The sequence below is a fragment of the Streptomyces purpurogeneiscleroticus genome (assembly GCF_020024005.1).
GTDB lineage: Bacteria > Actinomycetota > Actinomycetes > Streptomycetales > Streptomycetaceae > Streptomyces > Streptomyces purpurogeneiscleroticus.
The window spans coordinates 1-24414 of sequence record NZ_NHSG01000101.1 but is presented as its reverse complement, the minus strand read 5'-3'; the positions used below and the strand labels follow the sequence as shown (position 1 = coordinate 24414).

Annotated in this window: 25 protein-coding genes; 9 read left to right on the top strand and 16 right to left on the bottom strand. The window is 69.9% G+C overall.

The features are described 5' to 3' along the window. Together CCS38_RS04210 and CCS38_RS04205 are read left to right on the top strand one after the other, a co-directional pair. Positions 1-335 (top strand): PucR family transcriptional regulator (locus tag CCS38_RS04210; protein ID WP_223731829.1); only part of this gene is annotated, 335 nt, incomplete at its 5' end. Between the two features lie 169 nt (positions 336-504). Then, complete coding sequence (locus tag CCS38_RS04205) at positions 505-924, top strand: PPOX class F420-dependent oxidoreductase (RefSeq protein ID WP_030255841.1); 420 nt, start codon at positions 505-507, stop codon at positions 922-924. A gap of 84 nt (positions 925-1008) precedes the next feature. Here CCS38_RS04205 and CCS38_RS04200 read toward each other — a convergent pair whose 3' ends face one another. The 4 genes from CCS38_RS04200 to CCS38_RS04185 all read right to left on the bottom strand — a co-directional run bounded on the left by CCS38_RS04200 (position 1009) and on the right by CCS38_RS04185 (position 4882). Continuing rightward, entirely contained in the window at positions 1009-1578 is a 570-nt protein-coding gene (locus CCS38_RS04200; RefSeq protein ID WP_223731828.1) for a gamma carbonic anhydrase family protein, read from the bottom strand. A gap of 253 nt (positions 1579-1831) precedes the next feature. Then, the gene (locus CCS38_RS04195; protein ID WP_223731827.1) at positions 1832-2500 is read right to left on the bottom strand and encodes a DedA family protein; all 669 of its coding nucleotides are present in this window, start codon (positions 2498-2500) and stop codon (positions 1832-1834) included. Positions 2501-2802: 302 nt separating this feature from the next. Beyond that, positions 2803-4293 (bottom strand): DEAD/DEAH box helicase, encoded by a 1491-nt coding sequence (locus CCS38_RS04190; protein ID WP_223731826.1) that lies wholly within the window; start codon positions 4291-4293, stop codon positions 2803-2805. A gap of 385 nt (positions 4294-4678) precedes the next feature. Beyond that, on the bottom strand, positions 4679-4882 hold the full coding sequence (locus CCS38_RS04185) for a cold-shock protein (protein WP_030261656.1): 204 nt from the start codon (positions 4880-4882) through the stop codon (positions 4679-4681). Positions 4883-5456: 574 nt separating this feature from the next. Here CCS38_RS04185 and CCS38_RS04180 point away from each other — a divergent pair. Then, positions 5457-5834, top strand: a complete 378-nt coding sequence (locus CCS38_RS04180) for an HIT family protein (RefSeq protein WP_223731825.1) — start codon at positions 5457-5459, stop codon at positions 5832-5834. 154 nt (positions 5835-5988) lie between these two features. On the opposite strand, the gene grpE is transcribed toward CCS38_RS04180, so the two are convergent. From grpE to CCS38_RS04145, 7 genes are all read right to left on the bottom strand, one after another. Then, complete coding sequence (grpE, locus tag CCS38_RS04175) at positions 5989-6522, bottom strand: nucleotide exchange factor GrpE (RefSeq protein WP_223731824.1); 534 nt, start codon at positions 6520-6522, stop codon at positions 5989-5991. Between the two features lie 2 nt (positions 6523-6524). Further along, complete coding sequence (gene dnaK / locus CCS38_RS04170) at positions 6525-8387, bottom strand: molecular chaperone DnaK (RefSeq protein ID WP_223731823.1); 1863 nt, start codon at positions 8385-8387, stop codon at positions 6525-6527. 973 nt (positions 8388-9360) lie between these two features. Further along, positions 9361-9696 (bottom strand): MerR family transcriptional regulator, encoded by a 336-nt coding sequence (locus CCS38_RS04165; RefSeq protein WP_223731822.1) that lies wholly within the window; start codon positions 9694-9696, stop codon positions 9361-9363. A gap of 212 nt (positions 9697-9908) precedes the next feature. After that, on the bottom strand, positions 9909-10679 hold the full coding sequence (locus tag CCS38_RS04160) for an ANTAR domain-containing protein (RefSeq protein ID WP_223731821.1): 771 nt from the start codon (positions 10677-10679) through the stop codon (positions 9909-9911). A 56-nt stretch (positions 10680-10735) separates the two neighbouring features. Continuing rightward, complete coding sequence (locus tag CCS38_RS04155; protein WP_223731820.1) at positions 10736-11431, bottom strand: ANTAR domain-containing protein; 696 nt, start codon at positions 11429-11431, stop codon at positions 10736-10738. 219 nt (positions 11432-11650) lie between these two features. Beyond that, positions 11651-12016: a VOC family protein gene (locus tag CCS38_RS04150; RefSeq protein ID WP_223731819.1), complete on the bottom strand. Its 366-nt coding sequence runs from the start codon at positions 12014-12016 to the stop codon at positions 11651-11653. A 211-nt stretch (positions 12017-12227) separates the two neighbouring features. Further along, positions 12228-12680: a DUF4442 domain-containing protein gene (locus tag CCS38_RS04145; RefSeq protein ID WP_031052118.1), complete on the bottom strand. Its 453-nt coding sequence runs from the start codon at positions 12678-12680 to the stop codon at positions 12228-12230. 251 nt (positions 12681-12931) lie between these two features. Here CCS38_RS04145 and CCS38_RS04140 point away from each other — a divergent pair, with 251 nt between their 5' ends. Both CCS38_RS04140 and CCS38_RS04135 read left to right on the top strand, forming a co-directional pair. Continuing rightward, positions 12932-13981 (top strand): DUF8017 domain-containing protein, encoded by a 1050-nt coding sequence (locus tag CCS38_RS04140; RefSeq protein ID WP_223731818.1) that lies wholly within the window; start codon positions 12932-12934, stop codon positions 13979-13981. A 64-nt stretch (positions 13982-14045) separates the two neighbouring features. Further along, the gene (locus CCS38_RS04135) at positions 14046-15440 is read left to right on the top strand and encodes an MFS transporter (protein WP_223731817.1); all 1395 of its coding nucleotides are present in this window, start codon (positions 14046-14048) and stop codon (positions 15438-15440) included. On the opposite strand, the gene CCS38_RS04130 is transcribed toward CCS38_RS04135, so the two are convergent. The 4 genes from CCS38_RS04130 to CCS38_RS35240 all read right to left on the bottom strand — a co-directional run bounded on the left by CCS38_RS04130 (position 15427) and on the right by CCS38_RS35240 (position 19102). Continuing rightward, positions 15427-16254 (bottom strand): spermidine synthase, encoded by an 828-nt coding sequence (locus CCS38_RS04130; RefSeq protein ID WP_372456984.1) that lies wholly within the window; start codon positions 16252-16254, stop codon positions 15427-15429. The two genes, CCS38_RS04135 and CCS38_RS04130, sit on opposite strands and share 14 nt — an antisense overlap. A gap of 149 nt (positions 16255-16403) precedes the next feature. Continuing rightward, a complete protein-coding gene (locus CCS38_RS04125) occupies positions 16404-17303 on the bottom strand; it encodes a patatin-like phospholipase family protein (RefSeq protein ID WP_223731815.1) in 900 nt (299 codons plus the stop codon). Between the two features lie 260 nt (positions 17304-17563). Continuing rightward, positions 17564-18763 (bottom strand): elongation factor Tu, encoded by a 1200-nt coding sequence (gene tuf / locus CCS38_RS04120; RefSeq protein ID WP_223731814.1) that lies wholly within the window; start codon positions 18761-18763, stop codon positions 17564-17566. Positions 18764-18967: 204 nt separating this feature from the next. Then, complete coding sequence (locus tag CCS38_RS35240) at positions 18968-19102, bottom strand: hypothetical protein (protein WP_263301675.1); 135 nt, start codon at positions 19100-19102, stop codon at positions 18968-18970. A 148-nt stretch (positions 19103-19250) separates the two neighbouring features. Here CCS38_RS35240 and CCS38_RS04115 point away from each other — a divergent pair, with 148 nt between their 5' ends. Next, a complete protein-coding gene (locus tag CCS38_RS04115) occupies positions 19251-19961 on the top strand; it encodes a TVP38/TMEM64 family protein (RefSeq protein WP_223731813.1) in 711 nt (236 codons plus the stop codon). A gap of 318 nt (positions 19962-20279) precedes the next feature. On the opposite strand, the gene CCS38_RS04110 is transcribed toward CCS38_RS04115, so the two are convergent. Further along, positions 20280-20750 carry an ATP-binding protein gene (locus CCS38_RS04110; protein WP_223731812.1) on the bottom strand — a complete coding sequence of 157 codons (471 nt, stop codon included), beginning with the start codon at positions 20748-20750 and terminating at the stop codon, positions 20280-20282. Positions 20751-20923: 173 nt separating this feature from the next. Here CCS38_RS04110 and CCS38_RS04105 point away from each other — a divergent pair, with 173 nt between their 5' ends. The 3 genes from CCS38_RS04105 (at position 20924) to CCS38_RS04095 (ending at position 24360) form a co-directional block, all read left to right on the top strand. Continuing rightward, positions 20924-22201 (top strand): helix-turn-helix domain-containing protein, encoded by a 1278-nt coding sequence (locus CCS38_RS04105; protein ID WP_223731811.1) that lies wholly within the window; start codon positions 20924-20926, stop codon positions 22199-22201. Between the two features lie 59 nt (positions 22202-22260). Next, positions 22261-22818, top strand: a complete 558-nt coding sequence (locus tag CCS38_RS04100; RefSeq protein WP_223731810.1) for a flavoprotein — start codon at positions 22261-22263, stop codon at positions 22816-22818. Positions 22819-23487: 669 nt separating this feature from the next. Then, positions 23488-24360 carry an undecaprenyl-diphosphate phosphatase gene (locus tag CCS38_RS04095; RefSeq protein ID WP_223731809.1) on the top strand — a complete coding sequence of 291 codons (873 nt, stop codon included), beginning with the start codon at positions 23488-23490 and terminating at the stop codon, positions 24358-24360. Positions 24361-24414 lie beyond the last annotated feature (54 nt).

Below are 24414 nucleotides of genomic sequence, written 5' to 3'. Positions count from 1 at the left end.
CTCCCCGTACCGTCATCGACGCGACCGACCTGAGCGTCGAACGGCTACTGCTGGCCGACTCCTTCCACGCACCGGCCGACGCCCTGGTCCGTGAGCAGCTCGGCCCGCTCCTGGCTCTCCGCGCCCCGGAGCGGGACCTGCTGCTCACCACGCTGGAGACCTACTTCGAGACCGGCTTCAACAAGACCCGCACGGCCGAACTCCTCCACCTGCAGCGCCAGTCCCTGTACGCCCGCCTGCGCCGCGTTTTCACCCTGCTCGGCGGCGACCCGACAGGCACTCCCCGCGCACTGGCCATACACCTGGCCCTCCGCCTGCACCGCCACGCACCATGACCGGACGCTTTCATCCGGGTGATCTTTACGTCGAGACCGGGGTGCTGGGGTGGGTACGGGACGGAGCGCGTGGGATGTGGCACGGTGCAGGTGCGTCTCGTAACTGGAACCGCTCGTGCGGTGCCTGGGCCGCGGGACGTGAACGCAAGCACAATGAGGAGGAGAGCCCATGTCGAATCCGCCGCTTCCCGAGGCCGCTGTCACCATGCTGAGGAAGCCGAATCCGGCTGTCATCACCACGCTCCGGTCCGACGGCCAGCCGGTGTCCACGGCCACCTGGTACCTCTGGGACGACGGACGGGTGCTGGTCAACATGGACGAGGGCCGCAAGCGGCTGAGCCATGTGCGTAAGGACCCGCGGGTGACGCTCACCGTGCTCGACGAGGAGAGCTGGTACACGCACATCAGCATCATCGGGCGCGTCGTGGAACTGCGTGACGACGAGGGCCTGGCCGACATCGACCGGCTGGCCCAGCACTACATGGGGAAGGAGTACCCGCAGCGGGACCGCAAGCGGGTCAGCGCGTGGATCGAGATCGACCGCTGGCACGGCTGGGGCACCCTGAAGGACAGCAGCCAGCCGGGCTGATCACCGGCCGGAGCCGACGCCTCCCGCCGCGCGCCGGCTGCGGCTCCGCTGCGGCTGCGGCTGCGGCTCCGCCTACCGGTACGGTTACGCCTCCCCAGGCTGTGCCGGCTTGGCCGGGGCGTTGCCCGGCTGGACCGTCCGGCGGTGGCGGGTGGCGAGGTCGACGTAGACGGCGGCGTTCAGCTTGATGGACTCGCGTTCTTCGTCGGTCAGCTCGCGCTTGACCTTGGCCGGGACCCCGGCGACCAGCGAACCGGGCGGCACCTGCATCCCCTGCGGTACCAACGCCTGCGCGGCCACGAGGGAGCCGGCGCCGATGCGGGCGCCGTTCAGTACCGTGGCGCCCATGCCGACCAGCACGTCGTCCTCGATGGTGCAGCCGTGCAGTACCGCGTTGTGCCCGACCGACACGCGCTCGCCGACCGAGACCGGGAAGCCCGGGTCGACGTGGACGGTGCAGTTGTCCTGGATGTTGCTCTCGGCGCCGATGGTGATGGAGCCGCCATCGGCCCGCAGGACGCTCTGGTACCAGACGCTCGAACGGGCAGCCATGGTGACCTCGCCGAGCACGACGGAGGTGGGAGCGGTGAACGCCTCGGGGTCGATCGTCGGCTCCGGCCCGCCGACCCCGGAAATCAATGCCTGTTCCGCCATCGCTGTCTCCTCGTCGCGTGTCGTCACGTCACATCACGTCACTTCTCGTTACATCGCGTCAGGTGCGTGTATCGATCGGCGGCGTGGAGTCAGTGCGATGTCACACAGCCGCCGATCGTGTTGCGCCGACCGAGAGCACCGTAGGCGACGTACGCCGGGGCCTCGCCTCACTGGGGCGAAGATCACAAGAGAAAGATCGCCGGCATCGCGTAAGGCGCGTGAGGTGCGTGCGAAAAGTGCCCGGGGCGAGCGATCAGTCCGTTGCCGCGGCGGCAGCCGGCTGGCGGTCCTGCTGGTCAGCGGTGGCCGTGGCCTCGGCCGTGGCCTTCGCCGCCCGGCGCTTCATGACGATCAGCGAGCCGAGACCGAAGAGGACCGCGGCGACCAGGCCCAGCCAGGAGAAGCGCTTCAGCCAGGGCTCCGCGACGACGCCGACGCTGTAGATCAGCGCGGTGGTACCGCCTGCCCAGACGATGCCGCCCAGGATGTTGGCGATCAGGAACTTCCAGTACGGCATCCGCAGTACGCCCGACAGCGGTCCGGCGAAGATCCTCAGCAGGGCGATGAACCGCCCGAAGAAGACCGCCCACATGCCCCACTTGGCGAATTTCGCCTCGGCCATCGCGACATGCTCGGGCCCGAAGTGGCGCGGGAATTTCCGCCCGGCCCAGTCCAGCAGCGGCTGGCCGCCCTTGCGGCCGATGACGTACCCGATGGAGTCGCCGACGATCGCGCCGACCGTCGCGCACGTGCCCAGCACGACAGGGTTGATGTGGTCCTGCGTCGCGGCCAGCAGCGACGCGCTGACGAGGACGATCTCACCCGGCAGCGGAATGCCCAGGCTCTCCAGCCCGATGATCACCCCCACCAGGAGGTAGACGCTCACCGCCGGTACGGACTCGAGCCACTCCTGGACGTGCAACGCGGCTTCCTCCACCTCATGTCGGGCCCATCCACGGGCCGCCCTTACGCGCGACGCCGCACGTCAGGGAAGGGTACTCGATCTCGTGGTCACGCATGCGGCTGCCGCGCATGGCACACGGCAGCCGGCAGTCGCTGCTCAGCGGCCTCGAGCCACTGTCCATCAGAGGGTGGGACGCAACGCGGAGCGCATCAGTTGCCCACGACGCCGACAGATTCTCCAGCGCCACCCGGTAACCGCCTGAGAGCCCCGGAGGAGTGGCGAGCCAGTCGTTCGGGCGGAGCGGCCCAAAGGGCGAATGCCTACGCGGCCGTGTTGAAGGAGGAGCGGCGGCGCTGTCGGGCGGGCCGGTTGCGTCGTGCCTGCCCGGCGGCGGCCCCGGCGCGCTTGGGGGGCTGGGTGTCCGCGGCGGTCAGGGCGATGCCCGAGGGTGCCTGGGCCCCGGTGATACGGCTCAGGTCGGCTTCGTCCGAGTGGACTCGGGTTTCCTGTGCGGTGATGGCGGCGTCCGACATCAGGCGGTTCATGCCGCGGCGCTGTCCGGGGAGGACGAGGGTGACGACGGTGCCGGACTCGCCGGCGCGGGCGGTACGGCCACCGCGGTGCAAGTAGTCCTTGTGGTCGCTCGGCGGGTCGACGTTGACGACGAGGTCGAGGTTGTCGACGTGGATGCCGCGGGCCGCGACATTGGTGGCCACCAGGACATTCGTGTGGCCGGACTTGAAACCGTCGAGGGTACGGGTGCGCTGGGACTGCGACTTCCCGCCGTGCAGGGCCGAGGCGCGTACCCCGACCGCCAGCAGGTCCCTGGTCAGCCGGTCCACTGCGTGCTTGGTGTCCAAGAACATGATCACCCGTCCGTCACGGGCGGCGATCCGAGTGGTCGTCGCGTGCTTGTCAGTCCCCTGTACATGCAGCAGATGGTGCTCCATGGAGGTGACCGCGCCCGCGGAGGGGTCGACCGAGTGGACCACCGGATCGGTCAGATAGCGGCGGACCAGGAGGTCGACGTTGCGGTCCAGGGTGGCGGAGAAGAGGAGACGCTGTCCCTCCGGGCGTACCTGGTCGAGCAGATGGGTCACCTGGGGCATGAAGCCCATGTCGGCCATCTGGTCGGCTTCGTCCAGGACCGTGATGGCCACCCGGTCCAGTCGGCAGTCGCCGCGTTCGATGAGGTCCTTGAGCCGGCCGGGCGTGGCGACGACCACCTCGCTGCCGGTCTGCAGGTCACGTGCCTGACGGCTGATCGACATGCCGCCGACCACCGTGGTGAGCCGCAGCCGCAGCGCGCGGGCGTAGGGGGTGAGCGCGGCAGTCACCTGCTGAGCCAGCTCACGGGTGGGGACGAGGACAAGCGCGAGCGGGCTCCGCGGCTCGGCGCGCTGCTCTGCGGTGCGGGCCAGCAGGGCGAGACCGAAGGCGAGGGTTTTTCCTGAGCCCGTGCGGCCGCGGCCCAGCACGTCCCGGCCGGCCAGCGCGTTGGGCAGCGTCGCGGCCTGGATCGGGAACGGGGCGCTCATCCCATGGGCGCGGAGCACGGTCTTCAGGCGGTCGGGCATGTCGAGGCCGGCGAATGTCTCGACAGCCGGCAACGGCGCCGTGCGGGTGACCGGCAGTGCGAACTCCTTCGGGGCGCCCGCGGCGCGTCCCTGACCGGGGCGCCCGGTCCTGGCCGGACGCGAGGGCCCGCCCCGGCGGGCGGTGCCCTGCGGGCGGCGGCCGTCACGGCCGGAGCCGACGGCGCCGCTGTGCGAGAGGGAGGAGTCGGCGGTGGTGCGAGCAGTGCGGTTCATGCAGAACCTTCCTCGATGCGGCACGTATCGAGGAATTCGCCGCAGCGCCACTGAACCACGTACGGATTCGCAAGATCGGGCCGAAGAAAAGACGAGACAAACGGGGCCACTAATGCGCGACTAATGGCTGCCGAGTCGTCGTGAAGAGGCACCGGGCCACTGTCCGTGGAGAACATGGCCGATATACCGGTGCGAGGGAGCCGGGTGGCGGGCTTCTGCCGGCCCCGGATCGATGATGCGGCAGACGATGCTGCCGCTCGCTCGCCACTGCGGGCGGGAGTCCGTTGCTGCAGGCGGGAGTCCGTTGCTGCGGGCGAGCGTGAATAACGCAACGAGCCGGGGCCCGCACGCAGGTGCGTGCCCCAGCTCGTTGTGCGCGTCAGCGTCAGGCGGGAACGATGTTCTCCGCCTGCGGGCCCTTCTGGCCCTGCGTGACGTCGAAGCTCACCTTCTGGCCTTCGAGCAGCTCACGGAAGCCGGCGGCGTTGATGTTCGAGTAGTGGGCGAACACGTCAGCGCCGCCACCCTCCTGCTCGATGAAGCCGAAGCCCTTTTCCGCGTTGAACCACTTCACGGTGCCAGTAGCCAAAATACATCTCCTTCTGGGCGGTACCCGGAACCCACACTGCGCGGGAACCGGAGCTGCCGCAATGATCACCCGCCCGGAATACCGAATACACAAGAATCCCCCAGGAATCCTGGGAGGAACACTTGAAGTTTTGGGGAACCACAACTGCAACTGGCCGTAACCGTAACACGGTCACCCCGGATCGTGCGACACTTTCCTGTTTCGGATCCGTCGAGGCGAAACCCCTCAGCGCGCATTACCCATATTTCTGCAACGGCGAAACCAGATATTTATATCCGGGCGGCTGCCGAAAAACCCCAGCGGCGCTGCCGCCAGGGTGCTGAGCCAGGGCGCTGACCAGCCAAGCGCCGACCGACGAGATGGACCCCGGTAGAGCGGGCGCTGCACTCAACAGCCGGTTGGCACTCGACGTCATCGCTGCGGGGCTCTGTACAGGCTGGATAGGCTGGTGCGCGTGGATACGCGGGGCGTCTTGGGTTGTCTTGGGTGTGATCTCCTGGCCGGGCGCCGGGAGTTGCCCGGCGGCGTCCTGCACGGGACAGGGGCGTGGGTGGTGAACCATGTCGTCGGTCCGATGAATCTCGGCACCTTGATCGTCGCTCCGCGGGAGCACGTCGTGGCCATCGCGGAGCTCGACGACACCGCGGCGGCGGAACTCGGCCCCTTGCTGCGTCATACCGCTCGTGTCGTGGAGACGCTGTGCCGGCCTGAGCAGACCTACGTCTGCATGTGGTCGCACGGCCGCGACGCGCGCAAGCACCTGCACATCGCGGTCCAGCCGGTGACCGCGGAGGTGCGGGCCCGCTACGGCGGACTGCGCTCCGAGCAACTCCAGGCCCGGATGCTCGCGGACGGCGACGAGCCGGACGTTACGGATGTCGAGGCGTTCTGCGAGCGGGCTCGCGAGCTGTTCCGAGCGATCGCCGACAGCAGCGTCGAACACCGCAGCTGATCACCGGCGCCGGACCGACGTCACGGCGCAGTCGGGCGAGCGTCGGCCCCCTCCTCCCGCTCGACGTCACCGGGCGAGGGGGCCGGCCAGGGGCACCGGCACCGTGCACGACGGCGATCACTGAGATCACTACTGAACTGACCCGTCGAGATCACTACTGGCTCTTCGGCCGAGCGCACTTCGTTGGCGATGATCGTGCCTTTTCCCGTGCCGGGGTGGGTCCAGGGGCAAGGGCAGCAGCGGGTGGCGGGCCCGTGACGGCCACCTGGGCGGGGCGCAGGAGGCGGCCTCTGATCCGGTATCCCGGGCGCAGGATCTCCGTACAGGTCAGACGCTCGGCGTCGGGGGCAGTGTGGTGTGTCAATGCCTCGTGCCTGGCCGGGTCGAAGGCGTCTCCCTCCTCGCCGAACGATTGCAGCCCGAGCGAACCGAGCGCCGCTTCCAGGGTGTCGATGATGTCCCTGAGGCCCGGGGTCATCGGCTCCTGGGCGCAGGTGCGGTCCACTGCATCCAGAACGGGCAGCAGCGCCCGCAGGACGTTGACCACGGCGATCTCGCCCACGGCCATCCGGTCCCGGTGTACGCGCTTGCGGTAGTTGTCGTACTCGGCCTTCACCCGCTGCAGATCTTCGGTGCTCTCATCGAGCAGCCGCTGCAGTTCCGTGGGCGACAGCCCGTTCCGGTTCATCGTCAACCCGCCTGTGGATGATCGTCGTCGACGATTTCGGCGTCCACCACCTCTTCCTCCGTGCCGGACTTCGGGCCGCTGCCTTCCGCGCGCTTTCCGGCCGTCTCACCCTCGGCCCGCCCCTGTGCGTACAGAGCGGTGCCGATCTTCTGGGCGGCGGCCGCGGCCTTGTCCATGGCCTGCCGGATGTCCGTGGTGTCCTGGCCCTTGAGCTTCTCCTTCAGCTCTGCGAGCGCGCTCTCGGTCTCGCTCTTCGCATCGGTGGGGATCTTGTCGGCGTTGTCCCTGATGAGCTTCTCGGTCTGGTACACGAGCTGTTCGGCCTGGTTGCGGGTCTCCGCGGCCTCGCGCCGACGACGGTCCTCTTCGGCGTGCTGCTCGGCCTCGCGGACCATGCGGTCGATGTCGGTCTTGGGCAGGGCGGAGCCGCCGGTGACGGTCATCTTCTGTTCCTTGCCCGTGCCCAGGTCCTTCGCGGTCACGTGCATGATGCCGTTGGCGTCGATGTCGAAGGAGACCTCGATCTGCGGGACACCGCGCGGGGCCGGCGGCAGACCGGTCAGCTCGAACATGCCGAGCTTCTTGTTGTACGCCGCGATCTCGCGCTCGCCCTGGTAGACCTGGATCTGCACGGAGGGCTGGTTGTCCTCGGCGGTGGTGAAGACTTCCGAACGCTTGGTCGGGATCGTCGTGTTCCGCTCGATGAGCTTGGTCATGATGCCGCCCTTGGTCTCGATACCGAGGGACAGCGGGGTGACGTCCAGCAGAAGGACGTCCTTGACCTCACCCTTGAGGACACCGGCCTGCAGCGACGCGCCGATGGCGACGACCTCGTCCGGGTTGACACCCCTGTGCGGCTCCTTACCGGTGAGTTCCTTGACGAGCTCGGTCACCGCGGGCATCCGCGTCGAACCACCCACCATGATCACGTGCTTGATGTCGGACAGCTTGATCCCGGCATCCTTGACCGCCTGGTGGAAGGGCTCCTTGCAACGCTCCAGCAGGTCGGCGGTCAGCTGCTGGAACTGGGCGCGGGTCAGCTTCTCGTCCAGGTGCAGTGCGCCCTCCGAAGAGGCCGTGACGTAGGGCAGGTTGACCGTGGTCTCCGATGCGCTGGACAGTTCGACCTTGGCCTTCTCCGCGGCCTCGCGCAGCCGCTGGAGGGCCAGCTTGTCCTTGGTCAGGTCAACGCCGTAAGCGTTCTTGAACTGCTTGGCCAGATGGTCGACGATCCGCTGGTCCCAGTCGTCGCCGCCGAGCTGCGTATCGCCGTTGGTGGCCTTCACCTCGAACACCCCGTCGCCGATCTCCAGCAGCGAGACGTCGAAGGTACCGCCGCCGAGATCGAAGACGAGTACCGTCTGGTCGCTCTCCTTGTCCAGCCCATAGGCCAGGGCCGCGGCGGTGGGCTCGTTGATGATCCGCAGGACATTCAGGCCCGCGATCTCGCCGGCCTCCTTGGTGGCCTGCCGCTGGGCGTCGTCGAAGTACGCGGGAACCGTGATCACCGCGTCCGTCACGTCCTCGCCGAGATACGCCTCGGCGTCCCGCTTCAGCTTCTGCAGCACCCGGGCGGAGATCTCCTGAGCGGTGTACCGCTTGCCGTCGATGCTGCCCTCGTGCGGGAAGCGCCAGTTCTTCTCGCCCATGTGCCGCTTGACCGAGCGCGCGGTGCGGTCCACGTTGGTGACCGCCTGCCGCTTGGCGACCTCGCCGACCAGCACCTCGCCGTTCTTCGCGAACGCCACGACCGACGGCGTGGTCCGCGCGCCCTCCGTGTTCGTGATGACCGTGGGCTCGCCCGCTTCCATGACCGAGACCACCGAGTTGGTCGTACCGAGATCGATTCCCACCGTACGTGCCATGGGGGCTCCGCCTCCTCATCATTGATGCGCTCGAAGAACCGCACGCAAGGATCCGGCGGCCGTGCGGGCGGCCGTCAGCGGAGAGGCTCCACGCGGACCGGCCCCGCCCGCACAGCGGAGTCACAAAGAGCCTCGTAGGCCCCCATCACCTGCTCGAACCGGCCTGGCTCCGCCTCTCCTCGGCGGAGGCCGAGGCAGCCACCCCGAGCACGGCGTACGGATCCCGCCCTGCGGTCCCTTCCCTGGCCATGGCGGCTATCTCCAGACATTCCACTGAAAGAGAAGTTCCCTACTCACCTACATAGAACCTGAGCCGACCCGTGTCAAGATGGCTCCGCGAGCCGGGTCAGCTCGCGTCCCATATGACCGCGTCGAACATGTTCCGGTGGCGGCTGCCGACGCCGTCGGAATCGAGCTCAGTGAGCTCGAGCCGGGCGATATTGCCGGCGCTGGTACGTACGCACAGCACCGTGTTCTTGGCCAGCTGCTGCTTGTCGGCCCCTTCCGCATCGACCGTTTTCGAGCACTCCTCGTAGCCCGGCAGGCTGGCCGTGCGTCCTGACCAGAGAGAGACAGCGGTGATCCGGCCCGGAGGTCTCAGTCTGCTTCGAGGGCGCGGCGGAGGCGGGAACGGATTCGGGCGCCACGGCGGAGGCCGAGGAAGAAGCCGCGGAAGGAGCCGGGGAAGTCGGCACGTTGGGCGGGGCACCGCCGGCCGTGTCCTCACCGGAGGAGCTGAGCAACGGCACCACGGTCGTGATCAGGGCGGCGAGGACCGTCGCCCCGGCAGCGATCCAGGCCGCCTGTTGATGTCTGCCCAACCAGCCTCCGCCCGCCCCACCGCGCTGCCCGGACGTGTTTGCCTCGGGTCGATCATCGGCCGTCATGCTGAGCGCCCCCGCTCCTGGGTGCGGTCGTAGACGATCGTCATTGATACCCCTCCCCCATGCGGACTTCGCGAGCGGTAGCGGTATCAGCCGCCCACGGAGCGGCCCTTTGCCGCATGCCGCCCCGTCTGCAGCCGGTCCAGGTCGGCCTCCAGCTCGGCAATCCTGCCCCGGAGCGCGAGGACATGGCGTACACCGGCCAGCGTGACGCCTTCCTCGATGAGTTCGAGCGCCTCGACCACCCGGTCGATCTCCCTGCGGGAGTAACGCCGCTGGCCCGCCGCGGAGCGCCCGGGAACGACCACGCCCTGCTCGTCCAGGCGCCGGAGAAAGGCGACCTGCACATCGAGCATGTCGGCGACCTGCCCGATGGTGTAGAGGGCCGCGCTCTCGTCATCGATCGGCAGGTTCGCCACTGTCATCCCCTCTCACCGCTAAAACCTACAAGCCAGTTTATAGGTTGCTTCCACTGGAAGTAATAGAAGTGGGAATGCCTTACTGGCTCAGGCAGGCGCAGGCGGAGGGTGCGGAGGGTGCACAGCGCCGTAGCGTGAAATGGGCAGGAGGCTGAGCGCATCGGGTGTCCTGCACCTCGCCCGATACGGGCGCTCAACAAGCCGCGACGTCCGCGGCCCTACTCCGTGAGCGTGCCCTCATCGCGGAGAGCTGAGCTCGTGCCCTCCTGCGGGGGAGATGGCGGGTCGGGGAGCTGCCCGGTGTCGATGATGCTGCGTGCGACCGTGGTGAGCAGGAGGCGGTGATGGCGAGCGTGGCGGCGCATGGTGTCGAAGGCGTGGGCCAGGGAGATCTGGAGTCGGGCGGCGAGGATGCCCTTGGCCTGTTCGATGACGATGCGGCTCTGCAGTGCGGTGTGCAGCTGCTGGTTGACGGTCTGGGTGTTCTGGAGGGTGCGGGAGTGCAGCAGGCCGATGGTGGCCGCGTCGGCGAATGCCTGGGCGAGGGCCAGGTCGGCGAGGGGCAGTGGCTCGGCAGTGGTGCCCAGGAGCAGCAGGGAGCCAAGGGTCTCACGGCGTAGTCGCAGCGGCAGGGCGTGGGCGGTGGTGTATCCGCCCTGGCGAGCGTGGGTGGTGAAGTCGCGCCAGCCGTCGGGGGCGTGTGCGAGATTGCCGTGGGTGACGGCGGAGGCGCTGCGGTACGCCTCCAGGGCGGGCCCTTGACGCACGGCCGTCTCCAACAGCGTGGCCAGCGCGGGGCTGGGGTCGCAGGGGGCTGGGCTGTGCAGTCTGCTGCCGGGCCAGGCCAGCAGTACCGCGGCGTCGGCGACAGTGAGGATTTCCTTGCAGCGCACCGTCAGCTGGTGCAGAAAATCGATGACATCGAAGTCGTCCACGAAGGTGTCGGCGAGTTCCACGAAGGTCCGCGCGATCTCTTCTTCTCTGCTCATCCCCATCGCTCCTCATCTGCCTGCGCGGTGGCGAGCCGCCCCTCGGTCGGCGGCCGTCACGCCGGCAGTTCCCGCTTGATGATCTCCCGGGCGACGTCCGCCAGGGGCCGGCCGGCCGCGAACGCCTGCGCCCGGAGCCGGACCAGTGCCTCGGCCACCGGCACGCCGAGCCGCACGCTCAGTACGCCGGTGGCCTGATGCACCTCCGCCCTGTGCAGATCGACCGTCCCCGCGGCCCCCGGGCCGTCATGGGAGGCGGGCCTCTGCGGCCGCCAGGCCAGTACCTGGGAGGCCAGCGCATCGGCCACCAGTAACCCGTCCGCCGCCTGCCGCTCGCTCAACGGGCCAGGAGTGGACCGGTACCCAGTCAGCGTCCCGATAGGCACCGCTCCGATGCGCACCGGCCAAACGAACACCGCCGCGACGCCCAGGGCCTCGGCGCCCAAGGTGAATTGGGGCCACTGTTCGTCGAACAGACCGTGCACGTCCACCACTTGGTAGGGCACTGCACCGATGTCCCGCTCCGCGGTCAGTCCGGGCCCCTCCCCCAAGGTGAACTGGAGGTCCTCCAGCCGGGCGCTGATGTCGTCACTGAACCACACCAGTTCATCCCCACGCCACAAGGAGACCGCTATGCCTCCCAGACCCAACGCACGCGCACAGCCCTCGGCCCACGCTTGCCTCTCACCTGAGTCGATCACCGATTCCAAGTCATCCAGCAAGTCATGCAGCGACAACTGGTTGTTCTCCATAGCTGGACCTCCCGCCGCGAGGCGAGCCGACCCTGCAAGACGGCTTCGTACCGTATGCAGCAGGCTACTCCGCACCCGGCCGCCCGCACCGGTCAACAGTCGTGCCGGAACACCGGGTGATCGCCGACCTCCCCGGGCGTCGACTCCTCGACGGCGCCCCGGAGTGCCCCGGAGCGCCCCGCACCGAACCCGCCGGCGGACCGGACTCAGCAGCCGCAATCAGCCTTTGACCAGGCAGAAGGGGTGTCCGGCCGGGTCGGTGAGGACCCGCCATCTCTCATTCGGCTGGTGATCCGGTTTGCCCGCGCCCAGCTCCAGCAGTCGGGCCTCGGCCTCATCCAGGTCGTCAACCGCGAAGTCAAGGTGGAACTGCTGGGGAACGCTCTGACCGGGCCAGCAGGGAGCGCGATAGTCGTCGACCCGTTGGAAGCCGATGAAGAGGCCGTCCGCACAGTTGAGACCGGCGAAGTCGGCGCCGGATTCCGGGTGCGGTTCAAGGCCGGTGGCTTCCTGATAGAACGCCGCCAAAGCCAGCGGATCAGGGCAGTCGAGTGTGATCGCGCGCAACTTCACCCGCAGGGGCATGGCATCTCCCGGCCGATCGACGGATCTTCGCGAGGAACACCCTAGAGGTGGCCGCCCGCGGCCGGCTCCTGGTCGTCAGGGCCGGCCGCGGGCGGCCACCTCCGGTCCTCCTCTCGGCTCTCCGTCCCGCCGGCACTCCTCCGCCCACGTGCCGGCGACATGTCTCAGAGAGCTCCCCCCTCCGCCCTCGTCCGTTCAGCCGTTCAGCCGTTCAGCCGTTCAGCCGCAACGTCCACACAACCGTCATCTCGCCCGTGACGGCCTCGTCCTCGCGCTGGATCGCGATACTGACCGGGAACTCCGGGCGCCCGCCCGCATCGAGCTCGGCGACGACCTCGTCCACCGGGCGGCCCAGAGTTGCTGTGGCCGTCACCGGCCCCTTGGCGACCTTCTTGTAGCCGATCTCTGCGCGCACCGCGAGCGGCACCGCGCGCGAGAGCTGGTCGCCGAAAGCCTTGAGGACAATGGCACCGCTGGCGGACTCGGCCAGGGTGAACATGGCGCCCGCGTGGGGGCCGCCGATGTGGTTGTGGAAGTCCGGCTGGTCCGGCAGCCGGAGCACTGCACGTTCCGAGGTGACCTCGAGGAACTCCAGATTCAGGGTCCGCACCATCGGGACCGCGGCGGCCAGCATTTCACCCATCGAGGCGCTCTCAACTGTCATGAGCGGAATGTTACCGGTGGGTAGCCTGGTTGGCCACCCTGCTCAGGTCCGGTCCTGCCCTCGGCTCGGAATGCGGGTGTGCGGGTATGGGCCGTCACCCCGGCGTGCGGGCCATCGGTACGGCGCCCCGCCGAGTACATGCCAAACTCCCCCGAAGTATCCGCGAACGGTATGAGCGAACGTCAGGGTTCTGTCACGCTGCCTGGGGCGGCTGTGACACCTCCCACCTCGGACCTTTATCGTTAGCGCCCATGTGGCCAGGACAGCAGCCGCCCGGGGGCGAGCAGAACCCGCAGGACCAGAATCCGTATCAGCAGGCGGGTTACCAGCAGCCGAATCCGTACCAACAGCCGGGGTATCAGCAGCCGGGCTACCAGCAGCCCAATCCGTACCAGGGGCAGCCGCCCATGCAGCCTCCGCCGCCGCAGTGGCAGGCGCCGGGCGGGCCGCAGTCCCCCAAGGGCGGCGGCAACGGCAACGAGAAGAAGACCACCGTGGCGATCGCCGTCGTCGCGGCGGTGGCGGTCGTGGCGGCCGCCGTGGTCACCGGTGTCTTCGTCCTCCAGGACGACAACGGCGACAAGAAGGTCGTCGCCAAGGACGACCCGAAGCCCACCCACTCCCAGTCCGCGACGGCCGAGCCGACGGAGTCGGCGGGCGGGGAGAGCGGGGGTGCGGGTCCCGGCGGCGATCCGAACGCTCCCGACCAGCCGGTGATCAAGGGCTGGCAGACGGTGGTCAACTCCAAGCGGCATGTGGCATTCGACGTCCCCACCAAGGACTGGAACACCACCTCGGCGGACACCTACACCGGGTTCCAGGACGAGAAGGACAAGTCTGGTTTCCCCAAGACCTTGATCTCGATGACCGCGCCGGCCTACCTCAAGGAGGACTGGTGCACCATCAAGGACAAGGATGGCAACGAGTCCACCACGGCACTGGCCGGCACCGGCGTCAAGGGCGCGCAGGGCGCGAAGAGCCAGGCCGAGGCCGCCCAGAACGAGGCCCTGAACTGGGTCTGGGCCGGTTACGATCAGAAGAAGACCGGTACGTTCAAGGGCACCAAGGCAAAGTCCTTCAAGAGCGATCACGGCATCACCGGAAAGCTGTCAACGGCGACCGTGACCGGCGTGAAGAAGGACAACAAGTGCGACTCGGACGGCAAGGCGTACGCGGTCACGTACACCGACACCACCGGTGAGTACGCGACCTGGATTCTCTACGCCGCCAAGGACGTCAAGGGCGAGATCGACGAGGCCACGGTCAAGAAGATCATGAGCTCCCTCCGGCCCCTCGAATAACCCTCTCGAACAACCCCTCGGATAATCGAGTGACGCCTCCGGGCAAGAACGCGATGCTGCTGTGATGAAGATGAAGCGCCCTGCCTGGGCGGGGCGCAACTACACGCTGCTGACGGCCGCCGCCGTGGTCACGGGTCTCGGAAGTTCCGGGGCCCTGATCGCGGCGGCGTTCGCCGTGCTGGCAGCCGGCGGTACGGCGACCGACGTCGGTCTGGTCGCCGCCGCCCGTACGATCCCCCTGGTGATCTTCCTCCTCGTCGGAGGAGCGATCGCCGACCGGCTGCCGCGGCACCGCGTCATGGTCGCCGCCAACGCCCTGAACGCCGTTTCCCAGGGCGCGTTCGCGCTGCTGGTACTCACCGGCGAACCCCGGCTGTGGCAGATGGCGCTGCTGTCCGCGCTGGGCGGCACCGGCCAGGCGTTCTTCGCGCCCGCCGCCGAGGGCATGGTCCTCGCCAGCGTCTCCGGCGAGCATTCGGGACGCGCCTTCGCGTTCTTCCGCATGGGCATGAACGGCGCGAACATCGGCGGCGCGGCACTGGGCGGCGCGCTGATCGCGGCGGTCGGGCCGGGTTGGGTACTGGCCATCGACGCCGCCGCCTTCGCGCTCGCCGGGCTGCTGCGGGCGTTCCTCGACGTACGGGGCGTGCCGCCGCGCGAGCCGGGGCACGGCCTGATCGCCGACCTCCGGGACGGCTGGCGAGAGGTGGTCTCCCGCCCCTGGCTGTGGGCGATCGTCCTGCAGTTCGCCGTCGTCAACGCGGTGGTGGCGGCCGCCGAGGCGGTGTACGGACCGCTGGTCGCGCAGGATCATCTCGGCGGTCCGGGCCCGTGGGGGCTGGCGCTGGCGGCGTTCGGTGCCGGTACGGTCTGCGGCGCGCTGCTGATGACCCGGTACAAGCCGCGCTACCTGCTGCGCGTGGGCGCGCTGTGCGTCTTCCCGCTCGCCCTGCCGTCCGCCGCGCTGGCCGTGCCGGTGTCGGCCGGTGCGCTGACGGGCGTGATGTTCGGCGCGGGGATCGCGGTCGAGGTGTTCGCGGTGACGTGGATGATGGCGCTGCACCAGGAGATACCGGAGGAGAAGTTCTCCCGTGTCTCTTCGTACGACTGGCTGGGCTCCCTCGCCATGGTGCCGCTGGCCACGGCTCTGGCGGGCCCGGTCCAGGATCTGGTGGGCCGTACCACCGCGCTGTGGGGCTGCTCGGCGCTGGTCGCGCTGCTGACGGCGGCGGTGCTGTGCGTACGGGATGTGCGGTGGCTGCGGCGGCCGACGGAAACCGTGCCCGCGGCCTCCCCGGCGGGGGCCGCTGATGCCGCTGACGAGGCTCCGGCCGAGGCACCGGGCCGGGGTGCTTCGGCCGAGGCACCGGCCCAGGCTCCTTCGGCCGAGGCGCCCGGACAGGTGCCGGTGACCGGTCTCCCGGCCCCCACCGCGCCCGACGACGTCACCCCACGCTGAACGCGCCCGCCGGCGGCTCCGGAGACGGGACCGCCTCCGCGTCCCGTACCGGCTGCGCGTCGCCGATGAGCTGCCGCAGCCGGTGGCCGTGCTCGACCCGGGCGGGGAAGGCATCGGCCGTCACGCGCCGCGCGATGTCGGCCAGCGGCAGCTCTTCCTGGGAGGCGACCAGGACGGCGTTGCCGAACCGGCGCCCGCGCAGCATCGACGGCTCCGCGATCAGGCAGAGCTGCGCGAAGACCGCGGTGAAGTTGGCGAGCTGGCCGCGCAGAAAGGTGAAGGGCGCGCTGTCGGCGAGGTTCGCCACGTAACAGCCGCCCGGGCGCAGCACACGGCCGGCGGCCCGCGCGTACTCCGCCGAGGCCAGATGCGCCGGCACCCGCGATCCACCGAAGACGTCCGCCACCACGATGTCCATGGAGGCCGCCGGCGCCGCTTCCAGTGCGGTGCGGGCGTCGGCGGCGTGCACCGATATCCCGCTGTCCGCGGGCAGCGGAAGATACCGGCGTACGAGGTCGAGCAGGCCGCGGTCGGCCTCGATCACCTGTTGCCGGGAGCCGGGGCGGGTCGCGGCGAGGTAGCGCGGCAGGGCCAGCGCGCCGCCTCCCAGATGCAGCGCGTCGAGCGGGCGGCCCGGCTCGGCCGCCGCGTCCAGGACGTGGGCGATCCTTCGGGCGTACTCGAACTCCAGGTACGTGGGCTCGTCGAGGTCCACGTACGACTGCGGAGCGCCGTCGACGGTGAGCAGCACGGCGCGCGGCCGGTCCACGTCGGGCAGCAACTTGGCGGTGCCGCAGTCCACTTCCTGGGTCACGGGCACGAGAGCCTCGGGCACGAGGGCCGCGGGAGGGGGAGCCGCGGGCGCGCGAGAGGCCGGAACGTCGGGTCGGTGGTCTGCCACCGACCCATTGTGCGGTGCGCGGGCGGTGTTCCGTACCGTTCGCCGCCCTCTCAAGTGATCCCTCACCCGCCGTCCGTCCACACCCGGGCCGCCTCCGCGGCGTGAGCGGTCGCCTGGATGCGGCCGGCGCGGGCCGCGGCGGCGCGCTTGGACGGGTCCAGGACGTTGCGGCCGAAGGCGGCCCGCGCGGCGCGGTCGGGCGTGATGACCAGTACCTCCGCTCCTTCCGCCGCGAGCCGCGCGGCCTGCGAGCGCGGCGTCGCGATGGGGCCGCCGCCCGACGTCATCGGCGCGATCACGATGACGCGCCCGTAGCCGGCGGCGAGGTCCGCGTTCGCGCACGAGTGGACGCCGCCGTCGATCCACCGGCGGTCGCCGATCGTCACCGGTGGCCAGACGCCGGGCACGGCGCAGCTCGCGGCGACCGCGTCGGCGAGCTTCACGCCGCTCCCGCCGTCGAATGCGCTGCGCTCCCCCGTGAGCGCGTCCACCGCCGTGATCATCAGTCGCCGGGCGGGCCACTCCTGCGAGAGCAGCCGCCCGGCGATCACGGCTCGCTGGGTGTTCTCGGGGCCGGTGCGGGCGGCCAGCGCCAGCCGCCCCATCCGTGCGCCGAAGGTCACCGCGTCCCGCGACCGCAGCGCTATGGCCGCGAACCGGGCCATCGACACGGCGCCCATCCGCGCCGGCGCGCCGCCCCCCTGCGCGATGCCGACGCCGCCTGCGGATGCACCGACCGACGGGCCGCCCGAAGGCCCGGCCAGCTGCCGCTCGTACAACTCCTCCAACGTCAGCTGCCCGGAGGTGAGTTGCGCGCCGACCAGGGAACCCGCCGATGTGCCGATCACGACGTCGGCCGTGCAGAGGTTCACCCCCGCCTCGGCCAGTCCGGCGAGCATCCCGATCTCCCAGCCGATGCCCGTCAGCCCGCCACCGCCCAGCACCAACGCCGTACCCGCCATGCGTGCCGCTCTCCCATTCGTCGATCAACGTTCCTCGATGGTCCGGCGTTCCCCGTACTCCAGTCTCCAAGGGTCCGCCGGACGTGCAGTCTTCCATCGAGAACGCGCCGCCGACAGGCCCCATCCGGACCCTGCCCGCACGCCCGGACACCCGCGCTCTCGCACAAGAAACTGCACGTGAACGCGGGTGTGCAGGTGCACGTGTGGCCGCACGGTACGGGCATTCGGAACTCGTCCGAACGGCCCTCGGGGCGGGTCCCTCAGCCCGCGTCCGTCACCACGTCGCGGACCGTCCCGGCAGCCACCGTGCGCCCGCCCTCACGGACGGCGAAGCCCAGGCCCGGCTCCAGCGGCGTGCCGCGGCCCAGCCGTACCGTGGCGTGGACGGTCTCGCCGGGGCGGGCGGTGCCGCGCTCGCCGAGGTCCAGCTCGCCGACCACGTCCGCCGTGCGGATGTAGAACTGCGGCCGGTACCCGGTCGACAGCGGGGTGCGCCGGCCGCCCTCCTCGGCGGACAGCACGTACACATCGGCGGTGAACACGCGGCGCGGCGTGACGCTGCCCGGTGCGGCGATCACCTGCCCGCGGCGGACCGCGTCCCGGGATACGCCGCGCAGCAGCAGCGCCACGTTGTCGCCCGCCTCCGCGTGCTCCATCGGCTTGCCGAAAGTCTCCAGGCCGGTGACCACGGACGTGGCGCCGTCGCCCGTCTCGCCCACGATCTGCACGCGGTCGCCCATGCGTACGCTGCCGCGCTCGACCGCCCCGGTGACGACCGTCCCGCGCCCGGTGATCGTCAGGACGTTCTCCACGGGGAGGAGGAACGGCGCGTCCACGTAGCGCTCGGGCATCGGGACGTAGGTGTCGACGGCGTCCAGCAGCGCTTCGATGGCCGCCGTCCAGCGCGGGTCGCCCTCCAGGGCGCGCAGCCCGGAGACGCGGACGACCGGTACGTGCTCACCGTCGTACCCGTGCGCGTGCAGCAGCTCGCGCACCTCCAGCTCCACCAGGTCGGTGAGCTCCGGGTCCCCGGCGTCGGCCTTGTTCAGGGCGACGACGAGGTGCCGCACGCCGACCTGCTTGGCGAGCAGCACGTGCTCGGAGGTCTGCGGCATGACGCCGTCGAGCGCGGAGACCACCAGGATCGCGCCGTCGAGCTGCGCCGCTCCGGTGACCATGTTCTTGATGAAGTCGGCGTGACCCGGCATGTCCACGTGCGCGTAGTGCCGCGTGCTCGTCTCGTACTCGACGTGCGAGATGTTGATGGTGATGCCGCGGGCGCTCTCCTCCGGGGCCCGGTCGATGCGGTCGAACGGGACGTAGGTGCCGCTGCCGCGGTCGCTGAGGACCTTGGTGAGGGCGGCGGTCAGGGTCGTCTTGCCGTGGTCGACGTGCCCGATCGTGCCGATGTTGAGGTGCGGCTTGGTGCGGACGTAGGCCGTCTTGGGGCTGTGGGACATGGGTGTCTGTCTCCCTCGCGCGGTCCGCGGCGGACGGCGTGCGCCGGCCGCGGTGCGCGGTGCGGAAGCGCTGGAGCAGGTGCGGTACCCAGGCGGTACTCACCTGCTGCAGCGCTGTGATGATCACGGCGGCTCAGCGCCGTACGGACCCCTCGACCGGCCCGACCCTCCCCCTGCGGGGCCCGCCGGACGATCCGGGGAGGGTCAGCTTCGGACGCCGTCGAATGCGGCGATGGCCCTGGCCAGGGCGGTGAGGGCAGTCCTCGCCGGGACGGTGACGGCAGCCTTCGGCGCGTCCGCGACGGCGGACGTGAGCGCGAGGAAGGCGAACCGGGTCATGAGGAAAGGATCGCGGGCGGACGGCGCCGCGTCGACCGATTTATCGGGGCACGCGGCGAGCGGCGGGCAACCGGCCGGTCCCTCTCCGTACCCCGTTTATTACACCGCTATTACATCGCTCCGACGCCCGGTCGGTTAGGCTCCCCGGATGCTCGACTCCGCTACCCCGCCCGACGCCCTCGCCGTGCGCTGTACGCGGCTCCTCCTGTCGCCCTGGTCGCGGCTGGCGCTGCTGGTCGCGCTGCTCGCGTGCGCCGCGACGGCCATGTTCGTATGGGAACCGCAGCGGCTGCTGGCCAACGGGTGGCCGCCGCACCTCTCCGGTGGCGTGGCCGTGGTGCTCTTCACGGTCGCTTACGGACTGTGCACCACCGCGTTCGTCCCGCGTCCCGTGCTGAACGCCGCGGCGGGCGCCCTCTTCGGAGCCCAGATCGGGATACCGGCCGCGCTGCTGGGGACGGTACTCGGCTCCGCGCTCGCCTTCGGTCTCGGCCGGCTGCTGGGCCAGGACGCCCTGCGGCCGCTGCTCCGTGCCCGCTGGCTCACCGCTGCCGACCGGCAGCTGAGCCGGCACGGTTTCCGCTCGATGCTGGCCATCCGGCTCTTCCCCGGTCTGCCCTTCGCGGCCACCAACTACTGTGCCGCGGTGTCCCGTATGCGGTGGCCCGCGTTCCTCCTCGCGACCGCGCTCGGCAGCATCCCGAACACCGCCGCGTACGTGGTGGCCGGCGCCCGCGCGTCCACGCCCACGTCACCGGCATTTCTGATCTCGATGGGATTCATCGCCGTCACGGGTCTCGCTGCGGTCGCCGTCGCGTGGTGGAAACGCGGTGCGCTGCGCAGCAGTTCGGATTCCTGAGCGCAATCGCATAGGCGTTTGCCGCTGCACTTGCACTTGTATCCGCACGTGCATATGGAGATATCCTTCGCTCTGCTTGGGCAGAGCGCGGGTAATGGGTCTGAGGGATATCGGGCGACAGGACAAGAAGAGCGACCGCGTGCTGCGGGGGCCAGGCAGCACCAGTCGCGCATTCCCGCTCACCGTCGACTTCATCCGCGACGGCCATTCCTCTGACCAATACTGAACAGTAGAACTCGACCTCAATCAATTCCGGTCAAGTGCCTACCCGGTACGAGCCATTCCCTTTAGCGTCCGCGCGGCGTCGCCGACGCGCCTTCAGACACAGCGCAGCGGAACGCGGGCGCCGGCGAGGTGCGCCGCCGCGCCGCCTCCTGTCGCAGCGGCCGTACGTGGCGTCCAGCTGACCGCGATCTCCGCCCAGCACCGCTTGCCCGTTGGCGTGCGCTCGGCTCCGTGGTCGACGGATAACGCCGCGACGAGGAACAACCCTCGCCCGCCCTCGTCGTCCATGTCCGCGAAGCACGCGCTCGGAAGCTCGGTACTGGAGTCGGAAACCTCGATCAGCAGGGCCGCACCGTTCAGTCGCGCGCTGACGGCTACGGGGCCGCCGCCCGCGTGCTGGACCGCGTTGGTGATCAATTCGCTGGTTACCAGTTCGACGTTATCGAGTGACTGGGCGTCGAATTGCACGCTCCAGCCCCGTAAGTCGCTCACTACCCGGCGCCGCGCTGCTGCCGCGGCGGCGGGCGTACCAGGCACGGAGAAGCTGAGCCCGTGCGCTTGCATGAGTGGCCTCCTGACTGAGTGGGCAACTCAGGCAAGCAGCGAAACAGCCGCGATGGCCAGATCGGACGCGGCGGCTGCATGACTCATGCAGGAGCTGCATCACTCTCGATTATGGTTTCATTACGCTCGGTTGAGCAGTCAGGATCGGCGACGGCAAAGGGGCCGTGGCAAACATGGTCGACGCACAAAGTGAAGCGAAGAGACTGGGCGAAGTGATCCGCCGGGCGCGAGTGCTGAAGAAGCGCTCGCAAGCGGACGTCGCCAAAGCCCTTGGCTATCACCAGTCGAAGGTGAGCCGCCTCGAAGGCGGCCGGGGTACCGAGGACACCCGCCTGTTGCGTGAAGTCGCGCAGGTGCTCGGTATTCCGTTGGACAGTCTCGGCCTTGCTGCCTCCCCGGAAGTAAGCACCGCCGACCCTGAGGCAGAGGACATGTACCGCCGCACCTTCCTCGCCGCGAGCATCGCCGCGCTCGCGACACCGGACGTACCGGCCCCCGTCGCCCATGACGAGCTGGTCCGTTCGCTTCTTCCCGGACCGGGCAAGGCAGCCGCCCGGCCGGCCCTGAAATTCGCCGAACTGCGCGACCGGGTGACCACCGTGCGCCGGCTGTTCAACCACTGCAGCTACAAGGAACTGGAGGGCACGCTCCCCGGCGTGATCGCCGATCTCCGGCACGCCACCGACAGCAAATCGGCCGAGCTTTCGCAGCTTTCCGGCCTGCTTGCCACCGCGTACCAGACCGCGGCCGGCCTGCTTCTGAAGCAGAGCGACCACGGGAACGCCTGGCTCGCGGTCGGCCGCGCGATGGCGGAGGCGGAGCGCTCGGAGGACCCGGTGGTACTCGCGTCCAGCGTCCGCGTCCACGCGCACGTCCTGGTACGCGAGAAGCACGCCGCGCAGGCCGTGGCGATCGTCCGGCACACCGCCGACCAGCTCTCGGGCTCCTACGACCGCCGTTCGCCGCGCTATCTGGCCGCGTTCGGGCTGATGCTGCTGCGCGGGGTGACCGCGGCCAGCAGCAGCGGAGACCGGGCCGCGACGCGCGAAATGCTCGACGAGGCACGGGAGGTCGCGCGGTACGTCTCGCACGACCGGCCGGACGCCTGGGCCAACTTCAGCCCCACCAATGTAGAGCTGCATACGGTCAGCGCGTCCGTCTCACTCGGCGACGCGGGGCAGGCGCTGGAGGCCGCGCGCCCCCTCATGCGCCGGCACATCCCCGTACCGGAGCGCCGCGCCGGCCTGTGGGTGGACGTGGCCCGGGCGTACAGCCAGCAGAGCAAGCTCGCCGACGCCTTCCAGGCGCTGCGGATCGCCGAGCGCTGCGCGTCCCAGGACATCCGCCGGCCCGCGGTACGCGAGATGGTCGCCGACATGGCCGCGCGCGACCGCCACCGCGCCCTGCCGGAACTGCACCTCTTCAACCGCCGCCTGGGAGCCCCGGCGTGAACGGTCCGGCCGTTCCTGATGGGGTCACGGATCCGGACGTGCCCGGCAGGGGCATGGACATGACGGGCAGTCGGCAGCAGAAGCCGTTCCTGTACGTCGTGCTCTGCGCGGCGGGCATCGCCGACGACGTGGACAAGCTGATCGTCTCCGCACAGCAACGCACCTGGCATGTCGGCGTCATCGCCACACCGCGCGGTCTGGAGTACATCGACGCCCCCGCGATCGAGGCCCGGACCGGCTACCCCGTGCAGTCGGCCTGGCGCGCGCCGGGCGAGCCGCGCCCGCTGCCGCCCGCAGACGCGATCGCGGTCGCCCCGGCGACGTTCAACACGATCAACAAGTGGGCCCAGGGCATCGCCGACACCCTCGCGCTCGGCATCCTGTGCGAGGCACACGGCTTCGGCATCCCCGTCGCCGCGCTGCCCTACCTGAACGCCGCGCAGGCCGCGCACCCCGCCTATGCACAGAGCCTGGCCCGGCTGCGCCGCATGGGCGTCCTGCTCGGCGACTACGCCCCGCACCCGCCCCGGACGGGCGGCGGTCGCATCCGCTTCCGCTGGGAACAGGCACTCGACCTGCTGGCCCCGACGCTGAAACGCGGCCAGGCGCGCGGCTAGGCGGAGCCGGCCGGCGCTGGGCGGAGCCAGCCGGCGCTGGGCGGAGCCAGCCGCTGGGCAGAGCTGGTCGCTGGGCAGAGCTGGTCGCCGCTGGGCGAAGCCGGCCGCTGGGCAGAGCCAGTCGTCGCTGGGCAGCGGCCGGCCGCCGCTGGGCGGAGGTGTCCCGGACTGTGCACGCGCCGGTCCGGGACACGCCCGTCATGCGTACCGGCCCCCGGGGCCGGGTCGGGCTCCGCCCCTCAGCAGTACCGGGCAGGGGCAAAACCGGGCCGGACCCGGGCCGATCTCCTGCCGGTCACTTCGGGACGCTACGCTGCCCTACGACCGGCGCAAGATCGCGCCGCAGCCCGCCCACGAGCCACCCGAATCACCAGCTGTGCCCTCAGTGATCCGCACGTGCGTCTGCACGCGTTCGCGCCCAGCGTCCGTGTCGTACGCCTCGCGCCCTGTGCGTGATGTCGCAGGATCGCCTGATGCGACATCAGCTCCGCCCGCCCCAGCCAGCAAACGGCCGAGCCCGAGGACAACGACCACGACGCCGAACCCGATCCACTCCCCCGAACCGGCACGCACAGCGGCCGCACACATGACGGCCGCCACCCCGAATTCCCTGCCGACCTGCACATTTGCTGGTCGCGGCAAAATCACCTTCCGGATGGCGTACTACCCATGTCTTGGTTTGAATCATTCATCCTTGGACTCGTCCAGGGCCTGACCGAATTCCTTCCGATCTCTTCCAGCGCGCATCTGCGCCTGACCGCGGCCTTCGCCGGCTGGCACGACCCCGGCGCCGCTTTCACCGCGATCACCCAGATCGGTACCGAGACGGCCGTACTGATCTACTTCCGCAAGGACATCGTCCGGATCATCTCGGCCTGGGCCCGCTCGCTGGGGAACAAGGCCATGCGGCAGGACCATGACGCCCAGATGGGCTGGCTGGTCATCATCGGCTCCATCCCGATCGGCGTCCTCGGCATCACCCTCAAGGACGCGATCGAGGGCCCGTTCCGCGACCTCCGCCTGATCGCCACCACGCTCATCGTGCTGGGCATCGTCCTCGGCATCGCCGACCGCCTGGCGGCACGCGACGAGACCGGCGGCCGCCACCGGGCCGCCAAGCAGCGCAAGACGCTCACCGACCTCAGCGTCAAGGACGGTCTGCTCTTCGGCGTCTGCCAGGCGATGGCCCTGGTCCCCGGCGTCTCGCGCTCGGGCGCCACGATCAGCGGCGGTCTGCTCATGGGATACACCCGGGAGGCCGCCGCGCGGTACTCCTTCCTGCTGGCCATCCCCGCCGTACTGGCCTCCGGCGTCTACGAGCTCAAGGACGCCGGCCAGGGCCATGTCTCCTGGCCTCCCACCATCTTCGCCACGATCATCGCCTTCGTTGTCGGATATGCGGTTATCGCGTGGTTCATGAAGTTCATCACCACCAAGAGCTTCATGCCCTTCGTCATCTACCGCGTCCTGCTGGGCATCGCCCTCTTCGCCCTGATCGCGGCGGGCGTGCTGAGCCCCCACGCGGGAGAGTCGGCCGGCTGACCGGCGACCGAGGCCCTGAGCTCCCCGTCGGCCTCACCCCCATCCCGATACGCC